General features: G+C 48.7%; 12 protein-coding genes. 9 read left to right on the forward strand and 3 right to left on the reverse strand.

Going from position 1 to position 15,760, the window contains the following annotated elements; translation table 11 throughout:
• Positions 1-17: 17 nt before the first annotated feature.
• The 9 genes from B5M13_RS01030 to B5M13_RS01070 all read left to right on the forward strand — a co-directional run bounded on the left by B5M13_RS01030 (position 18) and on the right by B5M13_RS01070 (position 12,046).
• Positions 18-416, forward strand: a complete 399-nt coding sequence (locus tag B5M13_RS01030) for a hypothetical protein (RefSeq protein WP_080053895.1) — start codon at positions 18-20, stop codon at positions 414-416.
• A gap of 153 nt (positions 417-569) precedes the next feature.
• Positions 570-1,736: a helix-turn-helix domain-containing protein gene (locus B5M13_RS01035; RefSeq protein WP_080053896.1), complete on the forward strand. Its 1,167-nt coding sequence runs from the start codon at positions 570-572 to the stop codon at positions 1,734-1,736.
• Positions 1,737-1,894: 158 nt separating this feature from the next.
• A complete protein-coding gene (locus B5M13_RS01040) occupies positions 1,895-3,757 on the forward strand; it encodes a TM1802 family CRISPR-associated protein (RefSeq protein WP_080053897.1) in 1,863 nt (620 codons plus the stop codon).
• A gap of 3 nt (positions 3,758-3,760) precedes the next feature.
• A complete protein-coding gene (locus B5M13_RS01045) occupies positions 3,761-4,729 on the forward strand; it encodes a type I CRISPR-associated protein Cas7 (protein ID WP_080053898.1) in 969 nt (322 codons plus the stop codon).
• Positions 4,726-5,442, forward strand: coding sequence for a CRISPR-associated protein Cas5 (cas5, locus tag B5M13_RS01050; protein WP_080053899.1), 717 nt, complete (start codon positions 4,726-4,728; stop codon positions 5,440-5,442). The genes B5M13_RS01045 and cas5 overlap by 4 nt, the downstream gene beginning before the upstream one ends.
• A gap of 11 nt (positions 5,443-5,453) precedes the next feature.
• Positions 5,454-6,218: a CRISPR-associated endonuclease Cas6 gene (locus B5M13_RS01055; RefSeq protein ID WP_080053900.1), complete on the forward strand. Its 765-nt coding sequence runs from the start codon at positions 5,454-5,456 to the stop codon at positions 6,216-6,218.
• A gap of 588 nt (positions 6,219-6,806) precedes the next feature.
• Complete coding sequence (locus B5M13_RS01060) at positions 6,807-10,010, forward strand: SusC/RagA family TonB-linked outer membrane protein (protein WP_080053901.1); 3,204 nt, start codon at positions 6,807-6,809, stop codon at positions 10,008-10,010.
• Positions 10,011-10,034: 24 nt separating this feature from the next.
• Complete coding sequence (locus tag B5M13_RS01065) at positions 10,035-11,498, forward strand: SusD/RagB family nutrient-binding outer membrane lipoprotein (protein ID WP_080053902.1); 1,464 nt, start codon at positions 10,035-10,037, stop codon at positions 11,496-11,498.
• Between the two features lie 29 nt (positions 11,499-11,527).
• Positions 11,528-12,046, forward strand: coding sequence for a hypothetical protein (locus B5M13_RS01070; RefSeq protein ID WP_080053903.1), 519 nt, complete (start codon positions 11,528-11,530; stop codon positions 12,044-12,046).
• Positions 12,047-12,111: 65 nt separating this feature from the next.
• Here the strand turns inward: B5M13_RS01070 and B5M13_RS01075 are convergent, their stop codons facing one another.
• The 3 genes from B5M13_RS01075 to B5M13_RS01085 form a co-directional block, all read right to left on the reverse strand.
• Positions 12,112-13,776 carry a hypothetical protein gene (locus tag B5M13_RS01075; protein WP_080053904.1) on the reverse strand — a complete coding sequence of 555 codons (1,665 nt, stop codon included), beginning with the start codon at positions 13,774-13,776 and terminating at the stop codon, positions 12,112-12,114.
• A 5-nt stretch (positions 13,777-13,781) separates the two neighbouring features.
• Complete coding sequence (locus B5M13_RS01080; protein WP_080053905.1) at positions 13,782-14,558, reverse strand: ABC transporter ATP-binding protein; 777 nt, start codon at positions 14,556-14,558, stop codon at positions 13,782-13,784.
• Positions 14,559-14,648: 90 nt separating this feature from the next.
• A complete protein-coding gene (locus tag B5M13_RS01085) occupies positions 14,649-15,662 on the reverse strand; it encodes an aspartate-semialdehyde dehydrogenase (protein ID WP_080053906.1) in 1,014 nt (337 codons plus the stop codon).
• Positions 15,663-15,760: the final 98 nt, after the last annotated feature.

Genomic DNA, 15,760 nt, shown 5'->3' on the forward strand with positions numbered 1-15,760 from the left:
CAACGCCAAATACTACTATGAACACGTTACTCAAGACCCTGCTTCTGACGTTTCTTGTCAGCTCTACTGCATTGGCCGATCCTGGCAAAACGTCCGGTAAAAAAGATCACCCTACCAAACTGGCTCGCTATCAGGTTGGGACGTACATTACGGTTATGCAGAAGCTTCGCGTCAACATCGATAAGCAGTTGGGGGGCGAAGTATCCATCAAACTGACCGACGCCAAAGGAACCCTGTATTACGCTCATACACTCACAGCTGTTGATACCATAGCCCGGCTGAGCCTGGATCTGAGCGATCTGAACGAAGGAGAGTACCAGCTAAAAATATCGAATGGGCTGGAAATGGAAGTCCGGGATATTAAAATCAGCGCAAAAGAGCCTGTGGTTCAGGCCCGCAAGTTAACCGTCTTATAAAATTCTCTGCTTAACCAACGTCAGGAAGCAGCCCATGCTGATTGCGGTATACTAGGCATGTAACCTGTATACCGCAATCAGCATGGTTGCCAGTCTTCTTCTCATCCGTATTTCCGGTTTAGTCTATCATCGGTTAATCAGTTACTATTTCTAATGAAAGAACCAAATCTTGATCATTGGACAACTGCGTTTGCTGTTATTGCTTTTCTGGGCTTGTTTGTAGCGCCTTTGCTACTGATTCAGGCTGGACAGCGTAAGAGTCAGGTTCAGTATATTGTGGGTATTGTTGTCCTGTTTTCGATCATGCTGATTTACTACGTTCTGTTCTGGAGTGAGTATATCCGTCTATTCCCCTACCTGATCGGCACGGTTGATCTATTCTTTTTCCTGTTTGGGCCTTTATTCTACCTATATCTTAAAGACTTGGTGAACCAGCCCATAACAGGTCGAAAGCGGATGCTTCATTTTTTGCCGTTTTTCATTGGGCTAGCCGCCGACCTGACCGTGCTGGTGGCTCGTATGCAGTATCCGGAATTGTGGGGTCGCCCTGCCCGAATACCTGTCTGGGGAGCTTATTTTAAAGTACTGCCCTGGTTGTATTTAGTTCAACTGGGTTTGTATGCTATGGCTATCCTACGACTACAGCAATCGTTCAGTAGTTTACAAAAAGTGGGTCGATGGGCGTTGTGGGTAAGCTTGTGTTATCTGGGGTTTGTATTGGCGAACTGGTCTTATTTCTTACTAGTCAGACTTCCATTCTTTAACCGGGCCTGGGATTATGGGATCTCGTTCAGTATGTCGGGGTTTATTGCCCTGGTTGTTGTGCTGGCCTATGTGCAGCCGCATATCTTTCAGACCAATGAATTCCCGGTTTTTGAAGCAGAGCCTAAAGAAGAACCCGACGCCCGATACCGTCATTCTGGATTGCCGCCCCATCTGGCCCGTCATTTTGCCAATCAGCTTCAATTGCTGATGCATACCGAAAAGCTATATCAACAGAATGAGTTACGTCTGGATACGCTGGCCGATCGACTATCCATCAGTCGCCATCATTTATCGCAGGTAATCAACGAGCAACTGGGTATGAGTTTTTTTGAGTACGTCAATTCGTTGCGGGTCGAAGAGGCAAAAACGTTGCTGGCTCAGGTATCACGACGGGAATTGAACGTGATTGAAGTGGCCTATCAGGTTGGTTTTAACAATAAAGTATCGTTTAACAAAGCCTTCAAACGGGCTACTGGCCGAACACCCAGCGAATTTCGACAAACGATGCAGGCGAAGCCTAGATGCGATCCGCACGACCAGCTTGAGGATGCCTAAATGTGGTAATGTTTATCAGAGTTACCGTTTACTACTCCATAATTCGGTTGATTTAGCAAGGTTTTATAGCCTATAGGTTGTTATGATTCATAGGGTTTACACCGATCTTAACCAATCATACGGATCATAACAATCCGCGTTCTATCGCTTGAGACAGTATGATTAAATCATTGTACATAGCCGGAAAATTGCTTGCTCAGTTGGACGATTATAAAGACTATTTTCGACCCTGGGCCAATCCATTTCCGACCTGGCAAGGCGTCGCGCAGGTGATTGTTGCTGATATTCACGATGGTCAGTTACTGCCCGAATTGTCGGTAGAAGCGTTTAATCCTGACTGGGTTGATCGGTATCTGTTCCGGGAAGCAAAAGCCAATGCGACAAACCTGGTTCCGACCTTGTACCTGCATACGCAACCAACTACGGAGAAGCAATTGGAAAGCATCCGTACGATGGTAAAAAAAATCCGGCAATCTGTTAAAAACTATCAGCACGATTTTATCCGTGAAAGTCAGATTGACGACATTGAACAGAGGCTACGGTTGCTTCCATTCGATGATACAGTTAAATATCTATTTACGATCCGGCTCAACGGGCGCTACTTTGGAGATGATGAAAAATACCGGGCTCTTTTTTTGAACGACCGGATGCCCTATGCTACCTACTGGCGGAAGTCGAGGGCTAACAACAAGGTATGTGCCGTTAGCTACGAACCGGTTTCCGAAGTGTGGGGGCGGGTAAATACGTTGGGGTTTACGGTCGAAAAACCTGCATTTTCACGGAACGGATTCGATGGCGAATATTCGTATAAGATGTTTCCGGTATCGCCCGATGCGGTGAAACGGCTGGAAGGGGCTAAACGACTGATACTTGAACGACTGGCCCGCCCCTTTTTCGGCATGAAGTATCTGATCATGCCCCGCTTTTTCGATTCCGTTCCCGATGAACAGGCATCGCAGTTTTTAGCCAGTTTCCTGCGGTCGTCAGGTACCGTAACAGCCAGCGTTCAGTCGATGTATGCCTTTATCGACCAGGTAGAGTTAGCCGATACTCACACAGTCACTCGTTTCGTCGATAATGAGCCGGTATATTATGACATTTTCTTTTACGAGGAGAAACAGGCTCAGTTCGCAATCAAATTGCAGGTGGCGAATATTCTGCCCGCCCGTTTCAGACAGATCATTGCCGTCAAAAATTCTGTTGAACTAAGTTATCAAGGCTTAACAGGGCCAGTTAGTCTGATGCAGGCAAACCCTGAACCGCTCAGGATTTCCCTGGCTTCGATCAAGGATTATTTTGCCGAACAGGTTAAGGTAAAAGGAAAAGACAAATGGCTCTTTCACTCGGGCTTTTTTCACGTCGTTGACGCTATTTTCTACAACCAACCGCTAAACCGGGAGCAGCTTCTTCGCGCTTTTATGACTCCGATTCGGGCAGCTTTCAAGGGCAATGATGCCAGTGCTTATCTGGTTAATCGACAGATCCGGCATTCGTTTGTATTGCTTCAATTTTTCTATCAACTCAATCTTTTTTCTTTTTCTAACATGAAACCTGCTATGCCACAATCCGTTGGGCTGATTCCCGAAACGTTCGAACGTCAACACCCCGATCTGCTGGCTCATCCCCTTCGGCGAGCAGCTTTTTACCTGGGTTGTGAGGTTGAGCTACTGCTGGCCAAGCAAAAAAGCTTTTACCGAAATCAGCCGTTTCGCCAGTATCTGAATGGACTGAATCTGGACGTTGACCAACTTCGAAAAATTCACCTCAAACTGACGGCTAAAATTGGGGAGTATATGAATACAGGAATAAACGATAAGCGACATTTCTATCCAGCCGAACTAGCCCGGCTGGCCGAGTTGGATACACATATTGGCCCTGCGCTTCTGCTAGCCGATAACAGCCTGTCGAAAACCGAAATATCGTATTCGTTTGCGGTGGGTATGGCAATGCAAAAAGCATTTACAATAGAGCAGATTCGGAGTAATCGACTGAAAAAGACAGTGTCTGGGCCAACGGCATAAGGTATGAGTACAATTCAAAATCGCAGTGAGATTCTGTTTTTATATGATGCCAAACGCTGTAACCCGAACGGCGATCCGCTGGATGCTAACCGCCCTCGTATCGACGAAGAGTCGGGCTGTTGTCTGGTGACCGATGTACGGCTAAAACGCACCATTCGTGATTACCTGCTCGATCATGGTTTTGATGGCGAAGCAGGCAGCAAAGGTGATATTTTTGTGCGGTCGGTGGGGGGGAAGGCGGTAACAGGGACCGAGCGGGCAAAGTCGTATAGTAACCGGGAAGAATATCTGCAAAAGTTCATTGATGTCCGGTTGTTTGGCGGAGTATCGGCACCGAAGGCCAGCCCGAAAGTTGGGAAGCAGGTCAGGGAAGTGTTTCTGGCTGAAGCAGGCATCGACCCGGAAGGCGGGGAGCCCGAAGAACCTGTCGACGCACACAAACTGTTTCATTTTACCGGCCCGGTGCAGTTTGGTATGGGGCGGTCGCTGAATCGCGTTCAGGAAACGTTTATGAAAGGGACCGGAGCGTTTGCTACCAAGGAAGAGTCGATCCAGAAAACGTTTCGGGAGGAATACATCATCACCTATGGCCTGATTGCCTTTCATGGGGTGATCAATGAACAGGCTGCCAAATATGTCGGAACTACAGATGAGGATGTTGCTCAATTAACCGAGGCCATCTGGTACGGCACTAAAAGTCTGCTTACACGTTCTAAAAAAGGACATATGCCCCGCTTGCTGGTCAAGATCGATTATAAAGGCGGCTTCTTTATCGGGGACCTTATTGAACGACTCCAACTGATTCCTAAAGCCGGTAAACGGGAGGATTCCTATGGTGATATTACCGATTTTACAGTCGATAGCTCACAGCTAGTGGCCGTTCTGACAAAATATGCCGACCGGATCGAACGCATATCCGTGTTGCAGGACGACCGTATTCAACTCTCCGACCCAATTCTGACCAAACCATGATGAGTCGGCAAATCCTGATTTTTGACATTTGGGGTGATTACGCTCATTTTAAGAAAATTTACGCGACTACCTCCGCTGTTTCCTATGCCATTCCGCCAAAAACGTCTCTGTATGGCTATCTGGGGGCTGTGCTCGGATTATCAAAAATTGACAGCGCCTACCTGAATACATTTGCCAATAAGCAATGCCTGCTGGGCATTTCAGTACGTAATCCAATCGTGATGAAGCGGTTAGGCGTCAACTTGAGATCGACGCTCAAACGCGTCGACGATAGTGCCAAGCCTTCGCTGGTCGAATATGTGTATAAGCCCCGTTATCGGTTGTTCGTATGGCATCAGGACGAAACCGTTCTGCAGACATTGAAAAAGGCAATCAAATCCCATACTTGTGTCTATACGCCTTCGCTTGGTCTGGCGGATTTGCCGTCCAATTTCGAATGGATAGGAGAGGTCACGGTAAAGGCGCACCGATCGGCAGACACCGTTGCGATTCATTCAGTCATTCCACGGAAATATCTGCTGGGTCTGGAGGAAACCGCTTTGCTGGAAGGCAGGAATGAACTCATTGAACAGAGCTTGTTTGCCATCGAAATGAATACCGATCGGGAGGTTACCGAACGCGACGATATACTGCTGGATCGTAAAGGAAGGCCGATTTGGGCGCGGGTTACCGAGTATTATCCGGTTAAGGAAGCTAATGTTATTCTTTTCTGACTTCGCTGATTATGGCCACCCAGACATTGATTCCGCAAACGACAATCACCTTCCCGGAAATTACGCTCCATACACATGATGCCCATAAACTGCGTGGGTATTTCGGGGAACTGTTTCGAGACTATTCGCCCCTGCTGCATAATCATCTTCAGACCGATGATGAGTCAGCAACAGATGCCATTCGGTTTCGCTATGCGTATCCATTGGTTCAGTACAAGGTGTTGAGACATATACCGACACTGGTTGGATTTGGGGAGGGGGCTAAGTTACTTGCCCAGCTTTTTCTTCAGGTTTCTACATTGTCGATCAATGGCAAACTTATCCCGGTTCATACCAGGCATATCCGTTGCGAACAGGTTCCCATCGGTATGGCCGATGAGTTGCTTGAATACAACTTTGTAACGTTGTGGATGGCACTCAACCAGGCGAATTACCGCGATTATCGACGATATTCGGATGCTGGCCGGGCGGCACAGCTAAAGCGCGTCTTTACCAGTCAGATACTGGCCACCTTTCGGACATTTGGGTTATGGCTATCCCTCCACGAGCGATTGAGGGTGCATTTGTCGCTGGACGAGCGGGCCACTCAATTTAAAAACCAGCGTATGGTAGCCTTTTCCGGCCGTTTTCTAGCCAATGTTGTCCTACCCAATGGACTTGGCTTAGGCAAAGGCGTGTCTCGTGGCTTCGGTAGTGTAGAACGGTATGTACATAGTGATCAGCCAAATCGGCTTGTCACCCGCATGCATGACACATCCTGGCAACCACGCTCATAAACTATACATGGATATAGAACGGTAGAGGGGAATGTGGTGTCGGTTACTAATAACCGAACCAGACAAACCGTTCGGTTTTGAGAAACCTTACCAAGGCCAGATTTGAGCATCTAGCCACACCTCACTCTAACTGGACAAAACGCTGTCATTGAACTAACTCAAACAACGTCTAAAACTTGACAAACCTAACGTTGTCAGATGCTCACATCCGACACCACAAAGCAGCATCCATTCAAAAGCAGGATTGAAGCATATCCATTTAATCTCTTAAAAAGAGTGATTTTTTAGAGGTATCCCCGTTGAAGTAGGGTTGAAAAATGGAATTAGGTGGAGGGTTATTTTCGAAACAGCAGTGGCTGGTTTGGAAATAGCCCTCCTTGGTTTTTTGCACAAACGGTCAGTCAATCATAAAAGCGATAACCTTTATCGGGATTACCCTGGGCCACCTGCTTACGCGCGTCCTTTGGATGGATTGTAGGGCTGCTGTCCGACGCATGGGTTCAGAGATTTACCTACGGATTCGTGAGCTTCCCGTTCGGATAGCCGCCATTTTATTGATTTTTCTATGTTTCAATCTTTACTCAAAACATGAAGTTCACGTTCATCACAAGCTGGTTGCTGGTCCTGTTCGTTTGTTGTACAGTATCAGCGCAGGATGTTAACGTCAGTGGTCGTGTTACGTCATCCGACGATGGCCAAACGCTGCCCGGTGTAAGCATTCAGGTAAAAGGAACCACAAAAGGTACTACCACAGATGCCAATGGTCAGTATCAGATCAGTGCGCCAGCCAATGGTCGGCTGATTTTTAGCTTTATCGGCTATGCTAGTCAGGAAGTTGCCGTTGGCAATCAATCGACCATTAATATCGCTTTAGTCACTGGCGCGCAAAGCCTGGACGAAATTGTCGTAACAGCTCAGGGGATTGAGCGCGACAAGCGTTCGCTGGGATACGCAACTCAGGAGGTTAGTGGTAATATTCTGGCGCAGCGATCGGAGCCAAACCTGCTCAATGCCTTACAGGGCAAGCTGGCGGGGGTTAACATAACCGCAGCCAGTGGCGCACCCGGAGCCTCGACCAACATCAACATTCGGGGTATTACCTCATTTACGGGAAGCAACCAGCCACTCATTGTTGTGGATGGAATTATCTTCAGCAACGATGTTAACCTGACCCAGAACACGCTGTTCGGTACGCAGCCTGCCAATCGGCTGGCCGATATTAACCCCGAAAGTATTGAGTCGGTCAACGTGCTGAAAGGTCCGGCGGCTGCGGTTCTATACGGTTCGCGTGCATCGGCCGGAGCAATTGTGATTACGACCAAATCGGGCCGAAACCAGAATAACAAGACGGAGGTGACCGTCAACTCATCGTTCAATGTGCAGAATGTATATGGCCTGCCTCGTTTCCAGAACGAGTACGGTCAGGGGGCCAATAACCTGTTTGTGTCGAATTCGACCAACTCCTGGGGACTACCGTTTGCGGGTGGGCCTACGTCGGTAACCAATACGCAGGGCAATACAGTGCCGTATCAGGCATATCCCAACAACGTAAAGGATTTTTATCGGCAGGGAAGCATCCTTCAGAATTCGGTCAACATTGCCTCGGGCGACGCTAACCGAAATTACATTATTGCCATTGGTAATACTTTACAGAACGGTATCATCCAGAATTCAAAGTTTAATCGAACCAATGTGCAGCTAGGTGGGGAATCAAAGCTGCAAAACGGGCTACGCATTAGCGGGACCGGAACCTATGTACAGACGGTATCGACCGGGATTCCAGGTGGGAATGGAGCCAGCGCTTTTGGGCAAATAACCCGGATACCACGTAGTTACGATCTGGCGAATGAGCCCTATCAGGATGCTAATGGCCGGAGTATTTATTATTCTACGACCAACAATAACCCGCAATGGAGCGTAAATAATGAAAAGCTGGATAGTCAGGTAGACCGTTTCTTTGGCAATTTTCAGATTGGTTATGACATCACAAGCTGGCTGAATGTAGCCTACCGCGTAACGGGCGACACGTATACCGACCGACGTAAACTCACCCTGCCCATTGGGGCCGGACGTTCGCCAGCCGGAGAAATTCAGCAGGACAACTTCTTCCGCAATGAACTCAACGGCGATCTATTGATATCGGCCCGTAAAGACAATCTGTTTGTGGAAGGACTGAATGCGAATCTGTTGTTAGGGAACAATGTTAACCAGCGCAAAACGCAGGAAGTACTGGTCGATGCCTCGTCGCTGACCATTCCCGGTTTCTACAATGTGGGCAACGGTACTGTATTTACGGCTGGGACTGGCACGGGTGAGTTTAGTACCGCCCGTCGGCTCATAGGGTACTATGGGCAGTTATCGCTGAATTATAACAATTACCTCTTCCTCGAACTATCGGGCCGGGCTGATAAATCGTCGACATTACCACAGGCCAATAACACGTACTTCTATCCATCGGTAGCCCTCAGCTTTGTGCCAACGGATGCGTTTAAGCTCAATTCGGATATTCTCTCCTACGCGAAAGTTCGGGCTAGTATCGCTCGCGTAGGTCGCGATGCCGATCCGTATTTGCTTACATCAGTATATACCGGAGCTGCCTATGGAAACAACACAGCGAATATTACTTTCCCGCTTCAGGTCAGTAACGGGAGTATTCCGGGTTTTGTGGTAAGCGGCCGAATCGGGAACAATAACCTGACGCCCGAGTTTGTCACGTCGTATGAAGTGGGTCTGAATCTGGGTTTATTCAAGAATCGGTTTAGCATTGATGCATCCTACTTCGATACCCGGAGTACTAACCAGATTTTTAACGTAGCGATTGCGAATACAACGGGCTTCGATACGCGTACTACCAACGTCGGTGAGCTACGGAATCAAGGAGTTGAGGTTGTTCTGAATGCTACACCCGTGCGGTTCAGTGGTTTTAAATGGGATCTTTCGCTCAACTACACCTTAATCCGCAATAAAGTCATCTCGATTGCGCCGGGTGTTAAATCTTCGTCGGTGGGTAGCTCAGCCACCAACCTGGTTGGGTCGGGGGCCAATGCGTTTACAGGTATTACCCCTTCTATCTACGAAGGCTATCCGTATGGTGTCGTTGTCGGTACAGCCAATGCCCGTGTACAGAATACCGATCCGAACGGCTTGTATTATGACCCAACCGGGCAATACGTAGGTCAATATGTGGTCAATGGCACCTCGGGTCAGTTTGCCCCCGGTATTGCCAATTCGGTCATTTCCAATCCGCAACCAAACTACATCGCCGGTCTGACCAACACGTTTTCGTATAAGGGAATAGCACTGTCGGTGCTGATCGATACGCGTCAGGGGGGCCAACTGTACTCATTCCCGATGGTCGATCTACGGGGTAATGGTTCGCTGTACGTGACTGGGCAGGATCGGGATCAACCCCGCATTTTACCCGGTGTGATTCAGAATGCCGACGGGACTTTCCGACCCAACAACATTCAGCTGAGTTCACAGGCGTACTGGGGCGGAACGGGCTTTACTGGATTGGGTGGACTGGCTTCCGAAGCAGCCGTCTTCGATGCTACAGTATATCGTCTGCGTGAAGTGGCCTTGAATTACACCTTACCAAAAGGCTTGTTAGGGAAAACACCCTTCGGCTCGATCTCGGTGGGTGTCAGTGGTCGGAACCTGTATTTCTATGCGCCGAATTTCCCGGCCGATCCTGAAATCAACACGCAGGGAGCCGGTAACATTCAAGGCCTTGATCTGAACGGTCCACCAAACACCCGCAATTTCGGTGGCAATATCCGACTAACGTTCTAATTATTCTATTCAACAAAGAAGCTCATGAACTCACTGAATTATAGACGCTACCTGTTGCTGCCCCTATTTCTGGGAATGGGTGCCTGTAGCAATTTTCTGGATATAAATGTTACGCCCAACAACCCAACAGCCGTAACACCCGCTGTATTGTTGCCGGGAGCGCAGGCGGGTACGGCCTTCGCGGAATCCAACGAGATCAATCGGTTTGCCGAAACACTGGTTCAGCATCTGGCCGGAGCGAACAATAGCCCTGCCAATTATGATGTGTTTCAGACAAATGGAGCCGATATGGAAAACCAGTGGCGTTTTGAAATTTATAACGGTGGCCTTATCAATTTCCAGAAGCTGATCGAACTGGGCGATGCGACTAACTCAAAGGCTTATACGGGTATTGCCAAAATCATGAAGGCGTATACCTTCTCGATTGCGACAAATATGTGGGGTGATGTCCCATATTCGCAGGCACTACAGGGCGAAGCGTTCACGGCTCCCCGTATCGATAAGCAGGAGGATATCTATAAAGGGAACTCATCGCAGGGTATTCAGAGCCTGTTCGATTTGGTACGCGAAGGCATCAAAGACCTGGATGCGCCTTCGGCGTTAAAACCCGGTGGTGAAGATTTGATTTATGGAGGTGATCTGGCAAAGTGGAAGCGGGCTGGCAATAACCTACTCCTCAAGTTTGCGACCGTAATCAGCCGTAAAGAACCGGCACTAGCCACCAGCGTCATTAACGAGGTACTGGCGGGTAATAACTACATTACGACCAACGCCAACGACATGAACTTTACGTTTGGATCGACAGTCGGTAGCCAGGACCCGCGTTACAGCTACACCAATGTCAGCACGTTTAAAGACGATATTATTCTCAGTACGCGGTACCTGAACCTGCTGAAAAGCCTGAACGACCCTCGGTTGCCGATCTTCTTCACCAAGCCCGGTGCCGACTACGTAACCATCGACAATGGGTTTCGGGGGACATTGCCCGCGCCCGTAACCAACTGGTCGCGATATAATAAGTTCATTACGGGCAATTCGGGTGAAGGCCCCGTACGGATGACCACCAATTTTGAACGGGCGTTCATCCTGGCTGAAGCGGCCCTGCGTTTAGGCACACCCGGCGATCCACAGGCTCTCTATACTGAAGGCATCACCGCATCCTTGTCGTTGGCTGGCCTGTCTGCCGATCAGATCACTACCTATTTGGCTGCCAACCCAACTGTAGCGACTCTTTCGGGTACCAACGAACAGAAAATCGCCCAGATCATCACCCAGAAGTACATCGCCTGGACCGGAAATGGACTCGAAGCCTGGAATGATTACCGTCGGACTGGATACCCCGTTCTGCAACCTTCCCAGAATGCGGCCGGTATCGATGGTACCCGACCCGTTCGGGCCGTGTATATCAATACCGAAATTCAACGGAATCCTAATTTCCCGAACCCCGCTCCCCAGTCGAACGTACGGGTGTGGTGGGATGTGGATTAATGGTTAACTGAACTGACATACGCATTTTCATGAAAAAGATACTTTTAAACCTGTTGTTGCTGGCCGTAGTGGCTGGTGGCAGCTTCTCCTGCAAAGACGATCTGGTCTACAGCGATCTGGTGCGGGACAATCGTCCGGCCATTCCCGTAACGTTTCCAGGAACGACCACCTATGGTTTTAATCCCTTCATCATCAGTTCGCTGGCAGCGGGTGGGCCCATTCAATTTACCTTGTCGATTCCGGCCAGCAGTGGTCGTACCATCAAGGAGATCACCAAGGTACTGGGTGGTGGTACGGGCATCACTATCGGCAACCTGAATTCAGGAACGTACGCGACTACCCTGCTGAACTCGGCCCCAATTGCAGGCAGTGGGACTACAGCCGTATTTACGACGACAATCGCCGATTTTAAGAAGAAATATCCGAGTGTAGCTACCGCTCCGGTTGCGTTGCCTAACTACACCGAGATACAATTTCTGTTTCTGATAACGCTGGACGATGGCACACAGATTATTCCCGAACCTGTTCGCGTTCGGATCGTAAATTGATTAATAATGCCTGACAACTAACGTAAAGAAAGCCTGCTTGCTGTTGTGAGTAGGCTTTCGCTTTTCTAGCTCATGTCAACCGACTCCCAACCGGTCTTTTTATATTGTTGGAGCAGGTACCAGCAAAGGATTATCGAAAACGGTAGGGCTATCCAGACGCCGAACGGAATGCGTGTCAGACCGTAATGTGAAAAACCAACCAGTGCCAGCACCAGGCTGATGAGTAGTCCACGAGCCGTATTGTTTTGCTTCATGGCATCCTGCTCAATTGAAAAGGGCATAGAGCGTGTCGAAAGCAGGGCCGCACTCAAGAGCATGACCAGCGAATTACTGAATGCCAGCAGGACATCGCTGATTTTGTCAAGTCCGTATCGGAACAGGACATAGGACGATAGCAACGTGTAAAAAGGTACCAGCAGTTTTATAATAATGGCTTTCAGTGACCCCGACAAGATCCTACCTGGCTCCTGAATAGGCGCACTGCCATATACCCATGACGCCCGATAATTGTCTGAAACGCGGAGCTGGTATTGGGCAACCATCACATATATACCGCCGAAATAAAGCGCGAACAGATAAAAGAAACTTCCCGAACTAAAGCTCCCGCTCTGAAACGATATGGCGATGACATAGGCTAACCCAAAGCCCAACTGAGGATAGGTTTTGAGCTTGAATTTTCGATCCCGGCTGGTTATTCGCCAGGTGAAAGCAAAAGCCGCCCGTTCAAGTGAGTTGCTGGTAAACCAATCAGCTACTTGCTCCATCCAGCTTTGCCGATGGGTCGATGTAGTTGCAACTGGAACGGGTGTTGTTCGCCCGTCCTGATCGATACTACTGATTTTCTGGGTAAAATCGGTAGTTAAAAACCGATTCATAAACCACAAACCGGTAAATGGGGTAAGCAGTGCCAGCGCCAGAAAAATCAGATGCGTTTGGTCGAATACAGGTTGAATAAAACTTTCAGTCGCTCCCGCCATCCACATCGGTGGTACCAGGTAATGCCAGCTTTGATGGGCCAGTGGCTCCTGTAACATTCGTTCGGAACCGATGAGCCGGGGCAAAACCTGGTAGCTTCCGTAAAACAGAATCGCCATCACGATCTGAAAGTAATTGATCACTTCCCGAAGCTTTTCCTCACTGGTAAATTTCATCAGCACCAGATAGAAAATGTTCGTCAGAAACACCATCAGGATGGCCGAAAGCAGACTCAGTACTAGAAACAACAGGCCCGAAGCCGCGCCAAATCGACTTGCCAGAATGAAAATGCTGACCACCGTTAGCGATAGCGTAATGGCAAACAAATAGCTGGTGATATGCACCACACGAGCCAGCCATAGAGTTCGGCTACTGACAGGCCGGGGCAGAATAATCTGATTGTCGGATGAGTCGAGAATAACCGATGAAAAATCGGAGATGAGCGTCATGGCGCAAAGGGCCATGATGTAGCTAAACTGTAAGGTTAACGGAAGAAACAGATTTTCTTTGGGCGCAATACCCAGCATAGCGAAGCTAATTAGCCCGCCGATCAAGGCATAAATGGCTAGAATCCGGATGAAATTACTATTGCTTTCACCCGATTGCTTTCCGTAACGCCCCAAACTGACGAAGCTTCGTCGGCTGTCCATTGTAAGTTTGACCTGTACAATGGCTCGTAATTGGCCGTAGTCGGCATCCAATGCTTTGAAAAGCGGTTTCAGCCGGTCGAGAATCCACACTATAATGGTAACCATGCCGATTAGTTTTTCAGGGTATGAATAAACTCCTCAGCCACGCTCGTTTGTCCTTCATTGCCTGTCAACTGAGAAAAGAGCTGCTCCAGCGATTCAGGGCGTTGGTGCTGAAGCTCGGCAAACGTACCGTCGGCAATCACCTGTCCCTGATTAATGATAATGATGCGATCCGAAATCTTTTCAACCACATCCATCAGGTGCGAACTGTAGAAAATCGTTTTGCCATCGTTGGCCAATTGCCGAATAATTTCCTTCACCAGTACCACGGCATTCGCATCCAGACCCGACAGCGGTTCATCCAGAAAAATAACATCCGGGTTATGCAGCAGCCCCGAAATGAGTAGTACTTTCTGACGCATTCCCTTAGAAAAAGTCGTCATGCGGGCGTTGGTGTGGTCACTCAGTTGAAAGAGTCGGAGCAGATCGAGGGCTTTACGTTCAATATGGGTAGGTTCTAGTTCATAAAGCTGGCCGATGAACTGCAAATATTCCATGGGTGTCAGCGTATCATACAGTGCCGCGTTTTCAGGCACGTAGCCAACCCGCCGTTTGATAGCGAGCGAATTGGTTTTGACATCCATATCCAATACAGTCGCTTCACCCGAATAATCGGGTAGCATACCCATCAGAATTTTAATGGTGGTTGACTTCCCGGCTCCGTTGGGGCCAATATAGCCGACTACCTGACCAGCCGATACGCTGAGGTTGATGCCTTTGAGAACGAGGGACGAACCATACGACTTTTGCAGGTTCTGTAGCTGGATAACTGGCGTTGGATTCACGAAAAAAGGATTCGGTGTATCCGAAAGTACAGAAAATCCCGCCCAGCTACAAGCCGAACGGGATTTATTACATTAATCACTAAAAAACGGTTACGCCACAGTTGCTTCGGCTTCAACCAGGTTGTGTTTTACCAGATACTCGGCAATCTGTACAGCGTTGGTAGCCGCCCCTTTACGGAGGTTATCGGCTACAATCCACATATTCAGCGTTTTAGGCTGGCTTTCGTCGCGACGAATCCGACCTACGAACACTTCATCTTTACCATGTGCCGTCAGCGGCATTGGGTACACTTTGTTTTGTGGATCGTCCTGAACGATAACCCCTTCGGTATTGCTCAGAATATCAACTACATCGCTTACCTCGAATTCGTTTTCAAATTCGATGTTGACCGCTTCGGAGTGGCCGCCAATCGTTGGGATTCGAACGGTGGTAGCCGTCACCTTGATAGAATCGTCACCCATGATTTTCTTGGTTTCGTTCACCATCTTCATTTCCTCTTTGGTATAGCCATTGTCGAGGAACACATCGATGTGCGGGAGTACGTTCAGGTCAATCGGATGCGGGTATACTTTGGGTGATTCGTGGTCACCTTTACGCTCGGCAAACAACTGATCGACAGCCGCTTTGCCCGTTCCCGTTACCGATTGATAGGTTGAAACGACCACCCGTTTGATTTTATAACGATCATGCAGGGGTTTCAATGCTACGACCATCTGGATGGTCGAACAGTTTGGATTGGCAATGATTTTATCTTCTGGGGTCAGTACATCGGCGTTGACTTCTGGAACAACCAGTTTTTTGGTAGGGTCCATCCGCCAGGCTGACGAGTTGTCGACAACAACAATACCCGCTTCAGCAAATTTGGGAGCTAGGGCCAGCGACGTACCGCCACCCGCCGAGAAAATCGCAATGGCAGGTTTGGCAGCGATGGCATCTTCGAAACTAACCACCGTGTAGGGTTTACCCTTAAACTCAACCTGTTTACCAACCGAGCGCTCGGAGGCAACGGGAATAAGTTCAGACACAGGGAAGTTACGTTCTTCCAGCACTTTCAGGATTTCGCTACCGACTAAGCCAGTAGCTCCAACGACTGCGATTTTCATTGTAGTAATGCGGGTGGAAACCCGCAGTTGATTAGTTAACAAAAGCGGGCTTCCACCCGCATTACAAATTTGGAGTGCAAAATTACGCCAAAACTTTG

This window comes from Spirosoma aerolatum, assembly GCF_002056795.1.
In the GTDB taxonomy this organism is placed as follows: Bacteria; Bacteroidota; Bacteroidia; order Cytophagales; family Spirosomataceae; genus Spirosoma; species Spirosoma aerolatum.